At 46.3% G+C, this 22,045-nt stretch carries 15 protein-coding genes and 1 pseudogene; 4 read left to right on the top strand and 12 right to left on the bottom strand.

The genetic code is table 11. The features are described 5' to 3' along the window. Positions 1-42 precede the first annotated feature (42 nt). On the bottom strand, positions 43-894 hold the full coding sequence (gene mazG / locus NIES593_RS02055; RefSeq protein WP_073598057.1) for a nucleoside triphosphate pyrophosphohydrolase: 852 nt from the start codon (positions 892-894) through the stop codon (positions 43-45). Positions 895-1,170: 276 nt separating this feature from the next. On the opposite strand from mazG, the gene NIES593_RS02050 reads away from it, so the two are divergent. Both NIES593_RS02050 and NIES593_RS02045 read left to right on the top strand, forming a co-directional pair. Then, positions 1,171-2,784: an NAD(P)H-quinone oxidoreductase subunit 4 gene (locus NIES593_RS02050; protein ID WP_073597974.1), complete on the top strand. Its 1,614-nt coding sequence runs from the start codon at positions 1,171-1,173 to the stop codon at positions 2,782-2,784. Between the two features lie 216 nt (positions 2,785-3,000). Continuing rightward, positions 3,001-3,618: a PEP-CTERM sorting domain-containing protein gene (locus NIES593_RS02045; RefSeq protein ID WP_073597973.1), complete on the top strand. Its 618-nt coding sequence runs from the start codon at positions 3,001-3,003 to the stop codon at positions 3,616-3,618. Between the two features lie 31 nt (positions 3,619-3,649). On the opposite strand, the gene NIES593_RS02040 is transcribed toward NIES593_RS02045, so the two are convergent. The 4 genes from NIES593_RS02040 to NIES593_RS02025 form a co-directional block, all read right to left on the bottom strand. Beyond that, a complete protein-coding gene (locus NIES593_RS02040) occupies positions 3,650-4,303 on the bottom strand; it encodes a TenA family protein (protein WP_073597972.1) in 654 nt (217 codons plus the stop codon). A gap of 49 nt (positions 4,304-4,352) precedes the next feature. Then, entirely contained in the window at positions 4,353-5,663 is a 1,311-nt protein-coding gene (locus NIES593_RS02035; protein ID WP_073597971.1) for an ABC transporter substrate-binding protein, read from the bottom strand. Positions 5,664-5,703: 40 nt separating this feature from the next. After that, positions 5,704-5,925 (bottom strand): ferredoxin-thioredoxin reductase variable chain, encoded by a 222-nt coding sequence (locus tag NIES593_RS02030; RefSeq protein WP_041392539.1) that lies wholly within the window; start codon positions 5,923-5,925, stop codon positions 5,704-5,706. A 163-nt stretch (positions 5,926-6,088) separates the two neighbouring features. Beyond that, entirely contained in the window at positions 6,089-7,147 is a 1,059-nt protein-coding gene (locus tag NIES593_RS02025; protein ID WP_073598056.1) for a metallophosphoesterase family protein, read from the bottom strand. A gap of 208 nt (positions 7,148-7,355) precedes the next feature. On the opposite strand from NIES593_RS02025, the gene NIES593_RS02020 reads away from it, so the two are divergent. Then, positions 7,356-9,689 carry a serine/threonine-protein kinase gene (locus NIES593_RS02020; protein ID WP_073597970.1) on the top strand — a complete coding sequence of 778 codons (2,334 nt, stop codon included), beginning with the start codon at positions 7,356-7,358 and terminating at the stop codon, positions 9,687-9,689. Here the strand turns inward: NIES593_RS02020 and secF are convergent, their stop codons facing one another. The 6 genes from secF to NIES593_RS01990 all read right to left on the bottom strand — a co-directional run bounded on the left by secF (position 9,690) and on the right by NIES593_RS01990 (position 17,775). After that, a complete protein-coding gene (secF, locus tag NIES593_RS02015) occupies positions 9,690-10,628 on the bottom strand; it encodes a protein translocase subunit SecF (RefSeq protein WP_073597969.1) in 939 nt (312 codons plus the stop codon). It abuts the gene before it with no gap. A 47-nt stretch (positions 10,629-10,675) separates the two neighbouring features. Continuing rightward, positions 10,676-12,082, bottom strand: coding sequence for a protein translocase subunit SecD (gene secD, locus NIES593_RS02010; protein WP_073597968.1), 1,407 nt, complete (start codon positions 12,080-12,082; stop codon positions 10,676-10,678). Between the two features lie 84 nt (positions 12,083-12,166). Then, positions 12,167-13,150 (bottom strand): alpha-ketoacid dehydrogenase subunit beta, encoded by a 984-nt coding sequence (locus NIES593_RS02005; RefSeq protein WP_073597967.1) that lies wholly within the window; start codon positions 13,148-13,150, stop codon positions 12,167-12,169. 309 nt (positions 13,151-13,459) lie between these two features. Beyond that, positions 13,460-15,133, bottom strand: a complete 1,674-nt coding sequence (locus NIES593_RS02000; protein WP_245817226.1) for a vanadium-dependent haloperoxidase — start codon at positions 15,131-15,133, stop codon at positions 13,460-13,462. A 531-nt stretch (positions 15,134-15,664) separates the two neighbouring features. Next, a complete protein-coding gene (gene queF, locus NIES593_RS01995) occupies positions 15,665-16,069 on the bottom strand; it encodes a preQ(1) synthase (protein ID WP_073597965.1) in 405 nt (134 codons plus the stop codon). 305 nt (positions 16,070-16,374) lie between these two features. Continuing rightward, positions 16,375-17,775, bottom strand: a complete 1,401-nt coding sequence (locus NIES593_RS01990) for a cobyrinic acid a,c-diamide synthase CobB (RefSeq protein ID WP_073597964.1) — start codon at positions 17,773-17,775, stop codon at positions 16,375-16,377. A gap of 256 nt (positions 17,776-18,031) precedes the next feature. On the opposite strand from NIES593_RS01990, the pseudogene NIES593_RS01985 reads away from it, so the two are divergent. Further along, positions 18,032-18,465, top strand: a pseudogene (locus NIES593_RS01985) (winged helix-turn-helix domain-containing protein); the annotation flags it as partial. Here NIES593_RS01985 and NIES593_RS01980 read toward each other — a convergent pair. After that, positions 18,454-22,011: a WD40 domain-containing protein gene (locus tag NIES593_RS01980; RefSeq protein ID WP_073597963.1), complete on the bottom strand. Its 3,558-nt coding sequence runs from the start codon at positions 22,009-22,011 to the stop codon at positions 18,454-18,456. The pseudogene NIES593_RS01985 and the gene NIES593_RS01980 overlap by 12 nt on opposite strands. Between the last annotated feature and the right edge of the window lie 34 nt (positions 22,012-22,045).

Genomic DNA, 22,045 nt, shown 5'->3' with positions numbered 1-22,045 from the left:
TGAAGTTAGTTGCTCGAAACCAAAATTAACAATTGTGAATCATCAATCGTTCGATCGCCACTCACCGTTTAAGTGGGCTTTTGCTTTTTGCCAAAGACGCTCTAACTCATCTAGCGTATAGTCCGTCAAAGGGCGTTCGGCAAACGTTTCCATTTTAGAGAGGCGTTGAATAAACCGTCGATTCGTCTCTCGTAAAGCTTCAGAGGGATCTAACCCATACCAGCGAGCTATATTGATTAAAGTAAAAAGAACGTCGCCTAATTCTGCTTCCTGGTGGGTCTTATCTTCGGTTTGCAGAGCTTCTTTCAATTCTGCTAATTCTTCCTCAAACTTTTCCCAAACTCCTTCTACATTATCCCATTCAAATCCAGCTGCGGCAGCTTTCTGAGAAATTTTCATTCCTGCCATCAGCGGTGGCAAAGTACGCGCATAGCGACTGATTTTACGACTGAGCGATCGGAATTCTTTTGGCGTTTCTCCCTTTTCTGCGGCTTTGATTTTTTCCCAATTGTGATGCACTTGTTCCGCATCTTCTACAGTTACGTCGCCGAAAACGTGAGGATGGCGGCGGATGAGTTTCTGGGTAATGCCCTGGGCGACTTCTTTGAGAGTAAACTGACCGGATTCGCTGGCGATTTGTGCTTGTAGAATGACTTGTAAGAGTAAATCTCCTAATTCTTCTGCGATCGCGTCGGGATCTTCAGTGGCGATCGCATCGACGACTTCATAAGCTTCTTCTATAACGTAGGGAATTAGCGTTTGTGAGGTTTGTGCCAAATCCCAGGGACATCCTCCATCGGGCGATCGCAATCGAGCAACGACTTTAATTAACTGTTCTAGCGCTTCTAATATCGCTTGGTAAGTCTGGTTCGTCGTTTCTTGAGAGCTAGACATGAGGTTAATTGCAAAGGTCACTTCATTATTCTTAACTAGATTTTGGTCATTTGTCATTTGTCATTTGTTAGTGGTTAGTAGTTAGTAGTCAGTAGTTAATTGTCTCGGAGTTTCCCCCTCTCCCCAGTCTCCCCGTCTCCTCATCGTCCTATGCGTGTAATTACTTATTTCCGAGCCAAGCGATCGCAAAGATTGGGTATTCTCCCTCTTCTCTAATTTTTACAAAACTTAATATAATGACAAGAGGAATAAATAAGTATTTTTCCTTATGTTATGATGGACAACTTTCAACTGCCGTGGCTAACTGCCACCATTCTTTTTCCCCTACTAGCCTCTTTGGCAATTCCCTTCATTCCCGACAAAGATGGCAAAACCGTTCGCTGGTATGCACTAGGAGTAGGTTTAGCAAATTTCGCCCTAATAATCTACGCTTTTTGGAGCAACTACGACTTTCGCGATACTAACTTTCAACTTGTTGAAACCTATTCTTGGCTTCCCCAAATCGGATTAAATTGGACGGTTGGCATTGATGGCATATCAATGCCATTAATTGTTTTATCGGGATTAATTAGTACCCTGGCACTTCTCGCCTCTTGGAAGATCGAGCGCAAGCCAAAACTATTCTATTTCTTGATGCTGGTATTATATAGCGCCCAAATCGGGGTGTTTGCCGCTCAAGATTTATTGCTATTCTTCCTCATGTGGGAGTTAGAATTAGTACCCGTCTATATACTGATCTCTATTTGGGGAGGCAACAAGCGCCTCTACGCCGCTACTAAGTTTATTCTCTATACCGCGCTAGCTTCTATTTTTATCCTGGTTGCCGCTTTAGGCATGGCATTCTATGGCGGAAACGTTACCTTTAATATGACTCAGTTGGGAATGAAGCAATTCCCCCTTGCACTAGAAGTACTCGCCTATGCAGGTTTTCTGATTGCCTTTGGAGTCAAATTACCGATCTTTCCCTTACATACTTGGCTTCCCGACGCACATAGCGAGGCATCTGCGCCAGTTTCCATGATTCTAGCCGGAGTGTTGCTGAAAATGGGCGGCTATGGGCTGATCCGCATGAATATGGAAATGCTGCCTCACGCTCACGTTAAATTTGCTCCTGTGCTAGCTATTCTCGGCGTAATCAACGTCGTCTACGGTGCATTGGCTGCCTTCGGACAAACCAACCTCAAGCGCCGTCTCGCTTCCTCCTCCATTTCTCACATGGGATTCATCCTCATCGGTATCGCTGCCTTTACCGACTTGGGAATCAATGGCGCAGTACTGCAAATGGTTTCTCACGGCTTGATTGCTGCTGCCCTCTTCTTCCTGTGCGGTAGTACCTACGATCGCACTCATACGCTGATGATGGATGAAATGGGGGGGTTGGCCAAGTCTATGCCCAAGATTTTTGCCCTCTTCACCGCAGCTTCAATGGCCTCTTTGGCGTTGCCAGGCATGAGTGGTTTTGTAGGCGAGTTGACGGTGTTCCTCGGAGTCGCCACCAGCGATGTTTACACTTCTCCCTTTAAAGTCGTGACGATCTTCCTGACGGCTGTAGGGTTGATTCTGACCCCTATTTATCTGCTGTCAATGCTACGAGTTGTCTTCTATGGAAAAAACAATCCGGAATTGATGCTAGAAAAATTTCAAGCCGACGCAAAGCCTCGCGAGATATTTATCACTGTCTGTCTGTTGATTCCGATTGTCGGTATCGGTTTGTATCCTAAGTTGGCGACGAATACCTATGATGTGAAGACGGTAGAAATCGCAACGAAAGTTCGCGCTGCCATCCCCGTCATCGTGCAACAACAAGAAAGCTTTTTTGAGACTAACTGGTCAAAAGCCCTATCCTCAACCGCTGCGATCGCGCCACAACTTTCTAAAAGAGATGGTTAATTAATCGCTTCAAGCAATCTCGATTGGTAACTCCCGCAGATTCAAACTGTGGGAGTTTTTTATTGACAAGTATTGACCAATAAAAAGAAGATTTTCTTGCTTTTTTAAAGATTCCGTAAAATTTTGGAAATCGGTAAAAATGTATGCTAGCCCTCTAATCTTTACTAGATAAAATTTACTTATCTTGTTAAATACTCATCAATCTTAAAAGCCTTTATGCAAGCCTTAAAGCTTTCTATTGTCATACTGACATCCGTCCTAATTCCTGCGCCAGCATTGGCAGGGATTCTCAGTACCATTGGAATTACTCAAATCTCTACACCGACTCAAGGGAATCTGCCAACAGCCGATACGATTCAAGTATTTGAGGAAACTACCGATGTTGCTTTCCCTGATGGCGGCATTGCTTTAAATGCCGGAAAAATCGCTCCTGGAACATTAGTAGATAGCTATAACATTTACTTTGATACTGAGAGCAATTCTGATTCTTGGAAAACTGCAAGCGGTTCGATTAGCTTTAGTAGTCCTATTGTGGGGTTAATTTGGAGCCGTCGCAATCTCGAAGCCAGTGACGCGCTTTTTGGCGCTGCGGGCGTTTCCTATGGGGGAAATTGGCGAGGGCTGGAATCTGAAGATCGCCAGGGATTGTCTGATTTCTTTATTAGCGGTGGAGGAAATACGTTAGATTTGAGCTTTAACATTCGGGGGACGGGGTATGATGAGTTGCGCGTTCTGACTGCTGCCGCTCCCGAACCTTTCACTATTCTAGGTGCAGCAACGGCACTGGGATTTGGTTTCTTCTTCAAAAAACGGCTTTCTCAAAAGCAAAAATAAGCATAAATCGCAGGACGATCGCCTTATGATTTCAATTCTTGGGGTTATCTGCCGACGATTGCGAAGCCAGATAAAATGCCATGTTCCAAAAATCCTTTTCTAGACTAGCAATTTGTAGAAAAGCCGATTCGGCTTGTTTTTGAATGCGATCGCAAGCGGTTGCCAAAGCTTCGTCAGCTTGTTTTTCTAGCAACTTTACATATTCGGTAAATCCTCGGTTTCCCCAACGATTGGCAAATTCTGCGTAAGGTTCTGGCATCGTTCCAGGTAATTGCCAAGCTTGATTGTAGGCGAGTTCGATCGCCCAAAGTGCAGTCGCTTGAACCGGATAAGGCATCTCATTCGTCTGAGCCATATACTGCGAGTATTTGGTAGTAGTTGCCTGTTTCTGGGTTTTTAGGTTGAGCTTCCTTTCGGCGGCTTTTGCTTCAAACCAATTCAATTCGTCTTTCAGGGCGCTCAGACCGCCTAAAATCACATCAAAATGTTCCTGGGGCGCATTGGCAAGAACTCTAGCCACAAAACGAGTAAATTCCACTACAAACAGATAATCTTGAACTAGCCAGGTATTAAATTGTTGCGGTTGAATCGTTCCTAAATAGCACCGTTCCAGAAAAGGATGTACTGTCGCTTGTTGCCAAACTTGAGGATGGTTTTGTAGGAGTTGTTGGCAAGTTAAATTCATCTAAATTCTCAGAATTTCTTGAATCTTTATAATAACCAGGTATATCTCTCTATCTATTTAATAACCTGCGAGTTTCGTCGGCGGCGGCTTTCATCGCTTTTTCTGGACTGAGTCTGTTAGCGATCGCCGCACTGAGGTAACGTTGTAAAATGTCGGAAGCTTGGGCATACTGGGCGATAGGAGGGCGAAGGGCAGCGTTTTCGATAACTTCTAACAGTTGCGGATAGTGGGGATACTTAGCAACAACGGTCGGATCGTTAAAAAGAGACTTGAGGCTGGGAACTTTGCCCGTTGCTAGAATAAATTTGCGCTGAATTTCCTCGCTCGTTAGAAATTCGATAACTTTCCAAGCTTCATCGGGGTGTTGGCTGGTTTTGGCGATACCGAGTCCCCATCCCCCTTGACATGCCCCGCTATCGCGTCCTGGCGCATGCACCATGGGTTTGATGCCATACTTGCCGATAATTGCCGAACCTTCTTGGGCAGCTAGGCTAAAAACATAGGGCCAATTGCGCAAAAAAGCCGCTTTGCCATTTTGGAATAAGAGGCGGGTTTCTTCTTCGGTATAGGTGGTTGTGCCGGGTGGAGAAATACCTTTCTCAATAGTACTGCGTAAAAACTGAACAGCTTGTATGGCTTCCGGGCGATCGAGTCCTACTTCCAAAGTTTGCGGATCGACCCAAAATCCTCCATACCCTTTGAGAATTTCGACAAACATTGCCGATAAACCCTCATATTGTTTGCCTTGCCAGAGGTAGCCCCAATCGACCAATCCTTGCTGTTGTAGCGATCGAGAGATTTCAACCAGTTCTGCAAAGGTTTCGGGGGGTTCGTACCCGGCTTGTTCTAATAAATCTTTACGATAGTAAAGCATACCTGCATCGGAACGCAGGGGAATGCGATAGAGTTTTCCTTGATAGCGACCGCCATTGACATCCCCTTCGAGAAAGGCAGATAACTGTTCGGGAGAAAGTCTATCCGATAGATCCATCAGCCATCCCGCCGCCGCAAATTTCGATGCCCAGGTAACATCCATGAAAACGAGATCGTAGGGAGAATTTCCCAACAGAAATGAGGAAGTGTAGAGATCCTCACGCTGGTCGGCATCGTTGGGACCTTCAATAACTTCTATGCGAATGTTGGGGTGAGTTTGATGAAATTCTTCAACGGAAGGCTTCCACTCGGCGGCTTCGGGAGCGTGCATTAAAACCGAGACGGTGACGACTTGTTGAGTGAAAGCAGGGATTATCCAACCCAAGATCGCAACTAAAACGATCGCGAGCGACAGAAAACCATACAGGATCGTCGTTTTGGCTTTCACTCCCCTCGTGCGTTGGCTGACTCGCTTGCCTATAGTCATTTCGATCGCAACACAAAATTATACTTTCAAACTTCAACATTTAAATAACTTCTACTTCGTCTTCTCGAAAATGGGCTTTAAAGTTTTTTTCAAACTTAACTACAATCGGAAGGTTAGCGCTGACAGGTCTTCCCTGCCAATTAGTCACGATATCGATGATTTCTCCCTCCATGCCTTTGAGATCCAAGGGTTGGTTTTTACTTTTTGGGTAATGATAAACTACAACTGATTTAGTAACGCGAACGCGATCGCCAACTTTCATCTTTGGTTCTCTCTCTCTTACTAGATCGGCTTCATGGCCTAATCGAGCATTCATTTTTGAATAACCTTATTATTGTTGCATAGGAACGTCCCCTCTCGGATCGTAGAAAGGCGATATAGAAGAGACAGAAGACTCTCAATAGATCGGGTTTGCTTAAATCCTCTCACCCCAGATCTCGACGCAGCACTTTTCCGTTAGGTCCGACAATCATTCTCGGTAAAGTTTTGATGTCAACTATAGCGAGGGTTTTCATGTCGTAGGTAGTGTAGGCGGTCGATTCGGACTTGAGATTGACATCGACTACTGTTAGCGTCTTGCGAGGCGGAAGATTGCTATTCAATAACTTGCGAGGGCCGCTTCCGATTGCCCCTGCATGAAGCAACTCTAATTTGCCCTGCTTTCCGGGAAAATAGGCGTGATGGTGTCCGCTAATGTAGGTATGCACTCGATAGCTCTCCAGTAGAGAGCGCAAGCGCTCGGCATCGGCGAGATAATTCCCAGCTGTATCTCTGCCCGCTGCTACGGCATAGAGAGGCAGGTGACCGAGAGCGATTCGCATCCTAGCTTGCCTGGCCGCAGGACTGGCGAGGCTTTTTTGTGCCCAGGCGATTTGCTCTGGGGGGATGATATGAGTCGAAGCGTCCCAAACGAGATAAAAAATGCCGTTCTGCACAAAGGTGTAGTAGAAAGGATAGCCCGCGCGATCGACGAATTGCAAGCCCGGATGATGCTTGGGATCTCTCCAATAGGCAGCGGCTAACTGGCGATCGCGCGCGAAGATAAATTTTCCTTGCGCCAAGGCTCCCGAACCGTCGTGATTGCCAATGGTAAAACCCAAGGGAATGTTAGCTTTTCTCAGGGGAGCCGCCACGTGGCGGTCGAAAGCTTCCCACATAGCTTTGAGCTGAGATCCGCTGAGGGAGCGTTTTTGAGCGGCTACCATGTCGCCGCCGCATAGAACGAGATCGGGTTGCCAATCGGGAATGAGCGCGATCGCGCGATCGACTTCTGGTTCGTAACTCGTCGAGCCATAAGAACTATTGAGATCGCTGATGACAACGATGCGCGCGTCCCTCCGCACGGGAGCGGCTGACGGGTTCGGGACGGTCGGTTTTGCCGTCGTCTCCCAATTTGGGAGTGCTTGGCGAGCGCAGGTCGCAACTCCCAAACCGCCTACGGTTCCCGCGATAAATATTAAGAATTGGCGGCGTTTGTAGGTCATCGATCTTTTATCTGCTAAACTGTTAGCAAAACAAGAGTTTAAGTTAACAAAAATAAAATTAGCATTTCGGGGGAACATAATCTCTAGCAAGGAAAGTCCTTCAATTAGGACTATTCCAAAAAATAGATTATTAAATTTTCCTAAACAAGTTCTTTACTTTTTACTTTTAACGTAAAACACGGTTTCTATTGAATTGAGAGCTTCTTCTATGAGGGCAACAGCAGAACTTTCTCCTGGGACTCTAGTGGGCGATCGCTACCTGGTGCAACGAACATTAGGATATGGAAGTTGCGGTTGTACCTATCTAGTTTTCGACAACCAGAATTCGGCTCAGCTCCGCGTCCTGAAGGAATTTGCCCCAGCAGACAACAGAGAATCGGTCATACAAAAGTGTTACTCACTCTTCGAGCAAGAAGCACAAGTTCTGTGCAAGCTCAAGCATCCTCAAATCCCTCAATGTTTTGGCTTTTTTGAAGACCGAGGACGGTTGTTCCTCGTACAAGAGTATATCGATGGCAAGACTTATTGCGAACTACTCCAAGAACGTCTTGCCCTGGGAAAAGTTTTCTCGGAAGCCGAAGTACTGCAATGGCTTAAAGACCTACTGCCCGTTCTAGAGAACATCCACAGTCGTCGCATCATTCATCGAGACATTTCTCCAGATAACATCATGTTCCCAAACCAGGGAAACAAACCTGTATTGATCGACTTTGGGGTAGTCAAGCAGGTTATCACTCAGATAGGAAGTCAGATCGGGAGCGAAGAAACGGCTGCTTCAGTTCGGGGAACGATGGTAGGAAAGGCGGGCTATTCACCGCCGGAACAGCTGCGTCTCGGTCAATGCTATCCCAATAGCGATCTCTATTCTCTGGCGGTAACCGCTCTGGTGCTTCTGACAGGAAGACATCCGAGCGAACTATGCGACGGATACTCTCTCAAGTGGCAGTGGCGAAAATTTGTCAAGCTTCACCCTTCTCTCGGTCTGATTCTAGATAAGATGCTGGCAGAAATTCCCAAAGACCGCTTTCAATCTGCTAGCGAAGTCCTAATGGCTCTGTCAACTATTTTGCCGCACAGAAGCTCGCTCTCATCGATGCCTCCCCGTCCAGCCCAACCCCGTAGTTACTATCGCAACGAAGGAGAACGGACAGAGTTTGGGAGCGAAGACGATACTTTAATCGCTCATTCCTATCTCAAACCCCCTTCATCGGCAGCGAAAAGAAGTTTTCCTTCTCAGCAGCGCACGGTCATTCAAGAGCCAGGGACGAGCCTTCAAATCGACCGGGATACGAGCGTTCAAGCCAAAGCGAAAAGTAGGCTTCCCAGCCAACATCGGCGCAGAAAACGAACTTCCCAGCCAATTGGGAGAAGACAGTCGGTTGCCTCTTCCGTGCGCTGGCTGACCGCAGGCGTTTTAGTCGCGGGGTCGTTGATAGGAGGGTGGGCGATTGGCGAGCGATCTCCTAAAATCGCCTTTGTGTGCGAAGTTTTCAATAACTGTGCCAGCGATCGACCGTTGCCAAAAACTGCCAAAGGAGATGCCCAAGCGCAGAAGAAAGTAGCTGAAGCGTCTTCCTTCGAGGGCAAGAAGGAATTGCAAGAGATTAGCGATCGCCTCGGCGGCACTAGAGACTCATCGTTTGGAGCGCCTGAAGTACCTAGCGCCACCCCAGAGTCTACCTCGCAATCCCAACAAGAGTTCGCTAATTATCAAAGAGAGCTGACCGAAAAAGTGCGACGCCTCCAAAGCCAGATCTCCGAGCTAGTTTCGCGAAGAGGTGGGGAGCAAACGGAATCCTCGGTGAATGGGAACACAGAACAAAAAGTCGAGCGACAAACCAAAGCACCCGAAGAAAACTCCGAGAAAAAGGCAACTCAGTCTGAGGAGACCGCTTCCTCTCAAAGCAGACAAGCAGAACCGCTCGAAACCCCCCTTCTCGAACGATCTGATTCGATTCCTTTAAAAGACGAACCAACTCCCGCCGCTCGAGAAACCCCGGCACCAGAACAATCCCCTGCGGATGTTGTTGCCAACTCCAACTCTAGCGAGTCGGAACCGAAACCACAAGCTCAAATTAATTTGAGCGCTGCCCAAAAAAACGAGGTTGTTCTGCCAGAAACAAAACCCCCGGCGGCATCTGAACAACCAACTCCCGCTCCGAAAAAAACTAACCCACCGGCTGAAACTTTTAAGCCCGGTTACTGGCAACCTGCCGCTAGGATCGACCCGCAACGACCTTTTCAAGTTAAATTGATCAACCAGACAGGCGAGCAGATTGAATACGCCTTGACGACCAATGAATTTTCGCCGAGACAGTTAGCATCCAGGGAAAGCGCTACTTTAACCCGCGTTCCCCTCGATGCTAACCTTTTGATTAATCCCATTGCATCGCCAAGCAATGGCGAGTTCGCTAGTAGCTTGAAGTTTGATGTAGCCGCTTCTAACAATCTGCTAACCGTTACGATTTTACCGGGCGAGCGCGAGCGGGCGGGGGACAGCACGGTTAACGTGCATCGAACTGGCGCTATCTATATCTTCTAGCTAAGAGCTGGACTTCGCAACTGCCGATTTGGGCTGGCGGTTGCGCCACCAAGCCAAGAGAGTACTGGCGATAAAGATACTCGAATACGCGCCCGCGATAAAACCTACAATCAACGCTAGGGCAAAATATTTGAGCGTTTCTCCCCCCAGGAAAAAAATAGCGACTAGGGGGAGTAACGTCGTCAGGGTCGTGTTGATCGATCGCCCTAACGTTTGATTGACGGCATTATCAACCGTTTCGTTAATCGAGAGATCGGGGAACTGAACCAGATTGTCCCGAATGCGATCGTAGATGACTACCGTATCGTTAACCGAGAAACCGATGATAGTCAACAGCGACACCAAAAACAAGCTATCGACTTCTATGCCTGCGACCAAACCCAAAATAGAAAAAATACCAGCCGTAACCAAGACGTCGTGGAATAGGGCTATGAACGCAAAAAAAGCGTAGTCAAATTGGAAACGGACGCTTAGATAGACGAGAATGCCGAAGAAGGAAACAATTAACGCCAGCATCCCCGACACAAACAACTCCCGACCGATGGTTGGACCAACTGTATCGAGTTGAGTCTTTTGGGGATCGAATTTGCCAATTTGTTGGTTAAGGCTGGTTTCTAACTGGGTTCGTTGGTCTACATTGAGGGTTTTGCTGCGGATCGACAAACCATAGTTTTCGATAACTTGGATGCTGCTATCTCCCAAATCTTGCTCGGAGAGAATGGCTCGAACTTTGGCACTGTCAATCAGGCGATCGCAGTTTCCCGCTACGGAGCAATCGAGTTCGAGTTGCAACCGAGTACCGCCCACAAAATCCAAGCCGGGACGCAGCGGGGCTTGAAATTGTGAAAAGGAAATGACCATGGCAACGACACCAGCCAAAATTACCAGTAAAGATATCGTCCACCAGATGCGTTGCTGTTTGATAGCGCTAAATTTCATTATCATTCGTCATTGATTATTTCTGATTTCTGACTTCTGAGTTCATCTCATCCCTTCAACGAGACAGGTAAGTTGGGACAAAAGAGTTCTGGTTTTTGTCGAATCCCTGGAAATCCCAACACCAATAGCAACATGAAAGTCCGACTGCAAGTCAGCGCAGTGAACATACTGACCCCTACGCCGATGCCCAGCGTAACGGCAAAACCCCTGACTAAACCCGAACCCAGCCAAGCTAGCGCCCCGCAAGCAATTAATGTAGTAACGTTACTATCCAAAATACTAGAAAAAGCTCGATAAAAACCGGCTTCAACGGCGCGATAGAGGGTGTTGCCAGCGCGGAGTTCTTCTCTGGTGCGCTCAAAAATGAGTACGTTAGCATCCACTGCCATACCGATACTGAGGATAAATCCCGCGATTCCAGGTAAGGTTAAGGTTACTCCCACCAAAGCAAAACAAGCTAGCGTTAGCAACGCATAGATAAGCAAGGCTAAATCGGCAATGAGTCCGGGAAGTCGATAGTAAACTCCCATAAAAATTAACACCAAGATCAAGCCAGCCATTCCGGCATAGATACTGCGACGGATGCTGTCTTGTCCTAGCGTTGCACCGACAGTGCGGTTTTCTACCACTTCTACTGGGAAAGGAAGCGAACCGCCGCGAAGCTGGACGGCTAGTTCGTTAGCCGTTTCAACGGTAAAGTTGCCCGTAATCACGGCATTGCCACCAGTAATCCCCGTTGTGGCAAATTTCACGTCAACAATCGGAGCGCTGATAAGATCGTTATCGAGGAAAATTCCAATACTGCGCCGCGTTCCTGCTAAGTTCTTAGTCAGTTCGGCAAATTTGTTGGCTCCTTCGCTATCAAAGCTAATAGCCACTTCCCAGGCACTGCCTTGAGTAGAACTCGGATAAGCGTTTTTAAGATTTTTTCCGGTTAAACCGACCGATTCAAAGAGTGGTGCGATCGCTGCGTTAGATTTCTTGATAGATTCATTTAATTCAGCAATTCTTTGAGCATTTCCTTGAGGATTTTTTCTGAGCTGGGTGAGTTCTGTTTCTAACTGCCGTTTAATAGCATACTCGGCATTAAACTGAGCTTCCGTTCCCTTTTTCTGCGCTCGAAATTCTAGCTGTGCCGTACCGCCTAAAATCCGTTCGGCTTGTTGAGAGTCGGTTACGCCCGGTAACTGTACTAAAATCTTATTGGCGCCGACAGTTTGGATGAGAGGTTCTGAAACGCCTAGCGCATTAATACGGTTTTCAATGACCGTTTTAACGGCTGTCAAATCTTCTGGTTTAATCTCTTTGGCTTCCTTGGTGGTTTGTACCTGAATCGTTAGTTGCGCGCCGCCTCTAAGATCCAAGCCAAGCTGAGGGGGAATCAATATTATAGTCGCGATCGCGCCGACGATTAGCGCCAAAATTAAGGCAATTTTCCAACTTTGTTTTTGCATATTCGCTATTAATAGTTAGTTATTAGTAGTTAGTTGTTGGTTGTGCGGATCGATAACGACTAACCAACAACTAATAACTAATCATCAAACCTTCAAGGCCAGCATGTTCTTCACGGCTTCAACAATTTGGGGAGGTTGGACGATAGTGAGTCTCTCTAGGGTGCCATTATAAGGCGTGGGAATATCTTGAGACGATAGTCGGACAACTGGCGCGTCTAACTCATCAAACAGTTGCTCGTTGATTAGTGCAATTAATTCTGCCGCAATTCCCCCCGTCTTCATACATTCTTCGACGATAATAACTCGGTGAGTTTTGCGAATCGAGTTGCTAATCGTCTCCATGTCGAAGGGTTTAAGAGAAATCAAGTCGATAATTTCGGGGTCGCAACCTTCTTTTTCCAACTGTTTCAATGCCTGCAAGCAATGGTGACGCATCCGCGAGTAGGTCAGAATTGTTACATCTTTGCCAGGACGAACGATTTCTGCTTTATCTAGCGGGACTAAATACTCCCTATCGGGTAAATATTCTTTCAGGTTATAAAGCAAGACGTGCTCGAAGAAAAGTACGGGATTGTCGTCGCGAATCGCCGACTTGAGCAATCCTTTAGCGTTATAAGGGGTCGAGCAGGCAACGATTTTTAAGCCTGGAACGGCGTGAAAATAGGCTTCGAGACGCTGGGAATGTTCTGCCCCTAATTGTCTGCCTACGCCGCCAGGACCGCGAATCACCATCGGAATTTTAAAATTTCCGCCGGAGGTGTAGCGCAGCATTCCCGCATTATTAGCAATTTGGTTGAAGGCGAGGAGCAAAAACCCCATATTCATTCCTTCAATAATCGGTCGCAACCCAGTCATGGCTGCGCCTACTGCTAATCCGGTAAAACTATTTTCTGCGATGGGCGTATCGAGAACCCTTAGCTCGCCATATTTCTGATATAAATCTTTGGTAACTTTGTAAGACCCGCCATAGTGTCCTACATCTTCCCCAAGAACAAATACCCGTTGGTCGCGAGCCATTTCCTCATCTATAGCTTGGCGCAGCGCATTAAAAAGTAATGTTTCTGCCATAGTTTTTACCAATTACAGCACAAGTAATCCTAACATTAGGATAGTTATTTATCGAGCCAACGACTAGCGACTTTGTATCTCATTTGCGATCGCGTCTATAGCCCTCTTCTGTCATTCCTGGAAAACATTTATCACAAGGATAACCGAGATGTCCTTTGACGTAAGCGTTTTGGCGATTAATTTTAATTGTTGAAATCAAAACATAGTTTGATCGCCAAAACGCTTATCAGATCGGAGTTTAAAAGATCTCGCTGCCCTAAAGTGACAGAAGAGGGATAGGCTGGCTCGTTCGCGAGAAATAGAGCAGCTCTATTGTTGCCGACATTTTCTCGCGCCTGCTAAGGACAACCATCCCAAGATTAGCAAGGCTGTAGTTGTTGCTGGTTCCGGCACTGTAACTCCGCCATTAATGTAAAACTGGGTTCGCTGCCAAACCTTCGCTCCAACTTTTTGTCCCATAATCTGGCTTTGGATATTTCCATCGCTAAAGTGAATTCCTCCATAAAGACGAGACATACCAGCTTCTTCGGCAGCCTCAGTAAACGTCGCCCAAGAAAGAGTAACCGTATCATTTGGCGTTATCCCAGGTTCAAATCGAGATGTCCCCGGATAAAACGTTACCGATGCCCCAAACGCATCGCTTCCAGTAAATAATTTGAGAATTTCAGCCGATGCCGAACTAAAAGCACTGTGTCCGGACGTGTATTCGGCAAACGGAGGCGAAGGATGGCTCCCTGGAGTCTGGTAAGTTATAAACTCGGTGGCTGGCATGGTGACAGTTCCTTTTCCCGCACCTCCCCATGCCTCGATGCAAAACGTACCAGTGCCATCGTCAGTACCAATCAATCCCAATCTACCTAACTCGCGAATTGCTCTGACGGGACGAGTATAATCATAAAATCCTTTTGCCTCCCAAGTGGCAATTCCCGCATCCATAACGGCATTGCCAAGGGCAAAGAACATCTGAATATCATCATCGAGAGTATGATTTCTTTGTTGGGAAACCAGTTGACCGAAGTACATCCAATGACCGGGAGGAAAAGGCGTTCCGGCTGGATCTTCCCAAAATTCGGCAATCAGTTTTTGCTTGTCGGTGAGATTGGCACTGATATCGATTAGTTCTTGTGCTTGTTGGATAAATCCAGGATTGATAATCGTCCCAATAAGGGAGCGATCTATATTCACTTGCGAACCATCTTGAAGCGTGATGGTTTTAGCTGCCAAATCGACCGTCGCTCCCTCGACTAATAGAAACGGTTCTGGGGCAGGAGGTCGAAACTCATTCCCCGAAGCAAGAGCAAAAGGAATTACTTCACCCCAATGAGGCGTAAGGTATTGTTGCAAAGGCGCACTTGCCTCATCGCTTATGTATTCTGGCGTCCATCTTTCGATGTCGATAACGTTCTCTGGTCTGTTGTTGATGGGTGAATACCCGCTCGTATCTACATAGCCTCCCAATTGGTTAGATCCATCGTAGCGTCTCAACTGCATGAGAGCATCTGCCATGACATTACCAATTCCCACTGCTGTTGTCGTGTCGGTAGTGAGATTGTTGGGGTCGAAACCCAGATTCGACATACGTGCATTGAGAGAATCGATGCGATTGGGAAACAGTTCGGCAAGCACTCGATAAGCGGCATAGCTAATAGCTGTTTCTTTATTTGCAAGCGTGTTTTCGCTGCCGGGGCGTTGTAGGTTATCGCCCAGTTGAGTGCTGATGGGCGTGAGTTCATAAGCCGACCAAGCATCGTACATGGCGGTTCCCAGAATGCCGTAGGCGCGGGAAGCCCCTGTCGGACCTATTTTAGGATTATATTTGACTGCCTCTAGCGCTTCGCTCACCCAGCTATTGGCTAGGGTAGCGGCGTTCGCAGGTAGGTCGATCGCGCTCCCTGCAATGGCTAGTCCAACAGACAAGAGAAATGAAAAACGAGATTTATCCATCCGACGAGAAAGCCGAGTTGATAGAGAGATTGGGTTCATAAATCGAGTCAGTAGCTAGAGCCTTAAAATGAGCTATCCCGCGTTTTACTCACGGTTTGAAAGATGGTAATGACACAAGGAAGCTATTTCCTATCGGCAAAATTATGGATAGTACCAACAATTTTTTGTCAAAAAATATGAAAGTTTTTTCAAAAAAAGGTACTAGAAAATTTCAGGATTAAGCCGCTCAAAAGAGATTTATTAATCCTTTCTAAATCTCTACAAGAATTAAAAACTGCCCATTACAGCAGAAATAATCTGGAGAATTAAAAGCTTGCTCCTGTTGTTGGATTAGATTTAGAAAAAATTTAATTTGATTAATTCTTTAATAACACTCTTAAAAAAAGCCGTCTACGTTTTTGAAAGAAGTTCATCAAAACTTCAAAATAAACTCGGTAAAATCGAGGGAAATTTAAAATTTATATGAAGCGAGGGATTCCGTTAATGTTGATTAAATACCCTGAGAAAAAGGCGAGGGGTAGAGCAATTCGCCCTACCCCTTTGCTACGGGGAATTATGACAGCCAGAAATTTATTGACTTTGCTTGTGATGACAAACTTCAATTACCGTATGTACGTTTCCCCGTGGGTTAAAATCCCCTTTAATTTTAGCTTCTAGTGGATCGCAAGCAGCCACAAAGTCATCTAAAATTTGATTGACCGCTTCTTCGTGGGAAATATAGCGATCGCGGTAGCTATTAATATACAGTTTCAGAGCTTTTAACTCCACGACCTTTTCATCCGGACAATAGGTAATATAAATCGTGGCAAAATCGGGATAGCCAGAAAAGGGACATTTACAAGTAAACTCTGGCAAAGTAATGTGAATATCGTAACGGCGACCGATACGGGGATTTGGGAAAGTAATTAACTCTCCTTGTGCGATCGCGCGTTCTCCGTATTTCATTTCTGGTTTTTCTCGTTCGGGTGCTTGCATTTTACCATTCTCATCAACCTACCTAGGGGAGCGATCGCCCTTAAAAAGCTATCCGCTCTCGCATAGGGATAGTGTCTCATTTAGCGACACGGGATGCGAGAGCGGTCTAGTGGGTCTTCTGGTTGAAACCTGACTGCCGGAAGGAACGCCAGCAGCAGTTTAAACAGGTTAAACTGACTGCTAGAGAACAGCCCCGGCACGCAGCCGGCTATTATCAACCAGGAGACCCATGATTTTACTACTTTCTACCATGGGCATCACCTCCTTTGTTGCCTGAACGGTTTATGTCTCAAAGACGACATCTGTCATCCTAACCTATTTTCTTTGTGAAAAGCAAGGCAGCGGGCAAGAAATCGTTGAGCAATTGCTTGCTGGGTGCCGAAATGCAAATGAATATAGGAGGCATGAACTTGTTGAAATCGCCATCCTTCTAGAAAAACCGGACTGTTTACCCAACAGCCTCTAGTTTCAAATAGTGGTGGTTGAGGCTGGGAAGTTAGTTGAGAGCGATGAAATTCGTGTCCCCAAACAGTTTCTTTAGCCCTAAAGAGTAAACTGTTGTCTAGAGCAGTTGCTTGGCGGTATCCAAGGGTTAGATGTTTTCCCATTGCGGCATTTGCAGGCAAAATCCCGACCATAGACCAAGTTTGTTCGTTAAAGTCTACTAGCTTTTCGCACAGATACATCAAACCGCCGCACTCGGCATAGGTTGGCATTCCCGATAAAACGGCTTGACGAACGGCTTCGCGTGCCGAGTGATTTTCAGCAAGCTCTCTAGCAAAGACTTCAGGAAACCCGCCACCAAAGTAGAGTCCGCAAGCTGCTTCAGGCGGTTTTGCGTCTTCCAGAGGACTCCAAGGAATAAGTTCAGCGCCGAGTTTTTCTAATAGGTCGAGATTATCTTGATAATAAAAATTAAAGGCGCGATCGCGGGCAATAGCGATTTTAATCGGAGACGGGGGGACTGGGGGACTGGGGGACTGGGGGACTGGGGGACTCGGTGAAGAATAGACTTTTAGTAAAGGTAGCAATCGTTCCCAATCGAAACTATTGTGAGCTAAGTGTGCTAAGCGATCGAAAAGGGTTTCTAAGTGGTTTAGTTCTGCGCTTGGAATTAAGCCGAGGTGTCTGTCTGGGATAGCAATCTCGTCTTGGCGGTGCAAAATTCCTAGAATTGGAATTTTGACAGGTTCTAGGGCATTTTTGAGTAAAGTTAAGTGGCGATCGCTCCCAACCCGATTTAAAATTATGCCAGCAAGGTTGATTCTGGGATCGAGCGAACGATAGCCGTGGACGATGGCAGCAACCGAACCCGACAAGCGACTACAATCAATGACTAATACAACGGGTAACTCTAGCAGTCGGGCGATATGAGCAGTACTAGCAAAATCTGTTATTTGTCCTTTGTTTTCACCAGATGATGCAACGCCGTCAAATAATCCCATGACTCCTTCTACTAACGCATAGCCCATACCTTGGCAATGGGAAGCAAAACAGGATCGCACATAAGCTTCGGAAGTCAGGATCGGATCTAGATTGCGACAAGGGCGATCCGTGACCGAGGTATGAAACATGGGATCGATGTAATCCGGACCGATTTTAAAAGACTGCACCTTGCTTTTTTGACGAGACAAAAATGAAAGCATCGCCAGGGTGACGGTTGTCTTTCCTACCCCACTACGTTCGCCCGCAATAACTAAGCTCATTTCAATTTTTTTAAGTTAAGAATTTCTCTTAAAATTTAACAGTAAACATGAATTATACAAATTTTGATAGATTACATAAAACATTGCGCCTAAAGCAGTGATATCCATGTTGAAATAAAATTCCCAGGAAAATCAAAAGAAATAAATAAAAGGATTTTATTCGCTTGATTTAAATTTTGGATGGTTAGTCGAGCGATTAATCTTCCGGATTGCAGCTTATTTCTAATAAAAAGTCATCGGGATCGTAAAAATAGATTCCTCAAAGGATGAAGTCGGCGATCGCGTGGCGGGTTTGGATGTGGGAGCCGATGATTATGTGATTAACCCCTTTAGCATCGAGGAATTACTGGCTAGAATTCGCGCTCATCTACGCCGTACTCAAGAAAAAGAAGAAGATGTCTTACAATTTGAAGACTTGAGTTTAAATCGCCGCACCCGCGAGGTTTATCGGAGCAAACGCGCCATCGATCTAACCGCCAAGGAGTTCGATCTACTGGAGTATCTTCTGAGTCATCCCCGACAGGTACTTACCAAAGACATGATTCTAGAGCGCGTCTGGGGATACGACTTTATGGACGATTCTAAATTATTGAAGTTTATATCCCCTACCTGCGCCTAAAATTAGAAGAAAACAACGAAAAGCGTTTGATTCATACGGTACGCGGTGTTGGTTATGCCTTACGAAAGTAGAAATTGAGAGATTTGTCTGGGGCGATCGCACAACTGACGGTCTTCTTGTTTTAGACTGGCATTGGTTTTGAGATAATCTTTTACCCAGTTGCAACCCCTCTCTAATAGTTGGTCTGGCGTAAAATTCGCATCCACATTCGAGAGAATTACTTCGCCAACCGAATCGGTAGAAGCTAATACTCGACCGTCTCGATTAAAACTCAAGCTTTTTACACCTGCCATGTGACCGCCAAAGGATTGTATTCTCTCTCCTTTAAGGTTCCATAGCTTGATCGTCATATCCTCGCCTGCCGAAGCAATTAGTTTACCATCGGGACTGAATGCGATCGCATTAACTGCACCCTCATGACAAATAAAAGTCAGCAATTCTCGTCCTTGCAAATCCCAAAGTTTTACTGACCCATCTTTGCTAGCTGTAGCAATGGTCTGTCCGTCGGGGCTAAATTTTACCATCATAACGCCAGCTTGATGACCTTTCAATGCGAACAATTCTTTCCCTTGACGATTCCAAAGTTTCGCCGTACCATCTTCGCTAGCCGTCGCGATCGTCATTCCGTCAGGACTAAACGCTATACTCCACAAACCTGCTTGATGACCTTTGAACGTTACCAGTTCCTTGCCTGCCAGATTCCACAATTTAGCGGTTGTATCCCAACTAGCACTGGCAATAGTTTGACTGTCAGGGCTAAAACTTACACTTCTAACATCTGCTTGATGACCCTGCATTGTAGCCAGTTCTTGACCCACTAAATTCCATAGCTTAACGGTTCTGTCTTGACTGGCAGTAGCAATTTTCTGTCCGTCTGGACTAAATTGTAGATTTCTGATGAGTTCTTGATGACCGTTGAGAGCAACAATTTCTTTTCCTTGGCGACTCCACAGTTTTGCCATCATATATTTCCCCGTCGTGCCGAAAATCTCGCCGTTGGGACTGAAACTAATGCTTTCTGTTGCGGCATCGCCAATATTAATACTTCCAGCATTGGTCTTCGCAAAACTCCACAGTCTAACCGTTCCATCCTCGCTACTGCTAGCGAGGGTTTGTCCATCAGGGCTGAAACTGACACCCCAGACGTTATCGGTATGTCCCGACAGCGTTTGTAATAATTGACCTTGACGGTTCCACAGTCGAACGCTTCGATCCCAACTCGCTGTGGCAACAATTTGACCGTCGCGGCTAAAAATAGCACTGGCAACCGTATCGCCGTGTCTTTGCAGGGTTGCTAGTTCTTCTCCCTTTAAATTCCACAGTTTCGCCGTCTTATCTCGACTGGAAGTAACAATCGTTTGACCGTCGCGACTAAAATTGATGTACATTAACCACGATAGATGCCCTCGTAATGTTAGCAATTCTTTGCCATCGGTACTCCAAACCTTTGCCGTGCCATCCCGACTGGCAGTAGCGATTATCCCCCCTTCGCCCCCCTTACTAAGGGGGGTTGGGGGGATTGGACTAAAACTAATAGCAACCACAGGCGCATTATGAGTTTGAAACGATTTTATCTGTTGACCTGCTAAATTCCAAAGTCGCATCCTACCGTGCCACTCCATTGCCGCCACCGTTTTTCCGTCGGGACTCCAAGCGACGCAGGCAACCCAATCCTGGAAACCCGATAAAGTCATTAGTTCTTTGCCATCGGCAACGCGCCAGATTTTGACGGTTTTATCGCGACTGGCACTGGCAAGCATCGTTCCATCGGGACTGTAATTAATACTCCAAACGGCATCGCTATGACCTCGCAGGGTATGCAATAACTTGCCATCGCGTCCCCAAATTTTGACCGTTTTATCCCAACTCGAACTCGCTAAAGTTTCACCGTCGGGACTAAATTGAACTCGCGTGACAATATCCCCATGACCAACTAAACGATTGCTTTCTCGCACCCAGTAAAGGGACTGTTGAAGAGATTTTTCGACTCGCATTTGTAGGTCTGTGTCTGCATTCTGCCAACCGATTTGTTTAAGCTTAATCCCCGCCTTCAAGCTTTGGAGTAAGGCATCGAAGGGTTGTTCGGATTCAATGGCGACTTCTGAGGCGATGGTCATAGCATTTACTTCGCTAAGAGCAACTCGGCGCTTTTGATAAGACGTTTGCCACGCCAGCAATCCTGACAGTCCCAGAAGGGCAACGGACCCCAAAGAAAGCAGAGAAACCAATCGCAATCCTTTACGAATAGTCTGTTTAGCTTGTTGTTCGGCTTCGGTGAGAATTTGATTTGCCTGTTGGGAAGCAGCTAACTCGCTTTGCACTTCTCGTTTGTCGTATTCCTCGCTGGCAGCTAAGAAACGATAATCTTGGTTGCTCAAACTCTTTCCTTTTGCCCAAACTTGAGCTTCTTTTAGCGTTTCTCCTCGCAAAAGAAAGGTTTCATCTTGGTAGCCAGAATCCACCCAGGCATTAAGAAATTGAGCGTAGGGTCGAATCTTCTGGAACTGTTTTTCAACCCATTCGAGATTAAATACTCCCTCGTAAATGCGGTTGTAAACTTTCAACTTTCCCTGTTGTTTGACGACTAATCCCGATAGGAGCAATTCGATTTGTTCGGGGGAATCATCCGCCGAGACGTTTCCAGTTTGTAAGATTTGCTGATAGAGTCCGAGTAATCGGCTAGCGCGTTGTTCGTTAACCAGAATGCGATCGCGTATCGTTCTTAAATGCGGTGGTTCGTCCTGTGCTGCCCAATTCTCAATAATATAAGTCCGAACGAGATCTGCAATACTATTCTTAAACTTGACATTTTTTCCCCCACTCTCCCCATCTCCCTCTCTCCCTCTCATCTCTTTTCCCTGCTGTACGACTAACTGACACAGCTTTTGCGTCAGAAATGGTTGTCCTCCCGTCCAAGATAAAATCTCTTCCATCGCTGTTGTGGGATTGTCTGTAACGCCGATTAATCCTTGCGCTAGCGGTTCTACTTCACAAGTGCGGAAACCATTTAATTGTATTGCTCGACCGATATTAAAAGGCGTTCGCGTTTTGTCGGCAATCAAATCGGAAGGCGTTGTTACTCCTAGTAGAGCAAAGGTGAGGCGTTTTTGTTCGTGACAAGCTCGAATTAAGGCAAAAAAGTCATCGGTATTAAAAGGTAAGCTGAGAGTGCTATCGATCTCGTCAAAAAAAATTGCGATCGCATGGGGAATTAACTCTGGTAAAGTAGCTTTCAGTAACTCGCCCAATCGTGCTACAGGCGATAGATCCTGTCTTTCGGCTAACCAATTACGGATATGAATTTGACTGGAAAGATTAAAAGTCCTTACCAGTCGCATGATGATATCGGCGTACCATTGTTCCGGCGTAATACCTCGGTTGCCAATCCCCGACAGATCAACCGTCGCGCAAGCAATGCCGTCCTCTTGCAATCGTTTCGCGACTTGTACTCGCAAGCTAGATTTTCCCATCTGACGACAGTTGAAGACATAACAAAACTCCCCTGCTTTCAAGGCGCGATAGAGTTCTTCATCTGCTTGTCGCATGACGTAACTAGGAGCATCGACTCTCAAGCGACCGCCGACTTGATATTCGTAGAATGAGAGCATATTTTGCATGGCTAGACCTGCCTTTCTATTTTCAGGCGATCTC

This window comes from Hydrococcus rivularis NIES-593 (assembly GCF_001904635.1).
GTDB classification, from domain to species: Bacteria; Cyanobacteriota; Cyanobacteriia; order Cyanobacteriales; family Microcystaceae; genus Hydrococcus; species Hydrococcus rivularis.
Note: the sequence above shows the minus strand (reverse complement) of the source record. Positions and strands in the feature narration are given on the sequence as shown.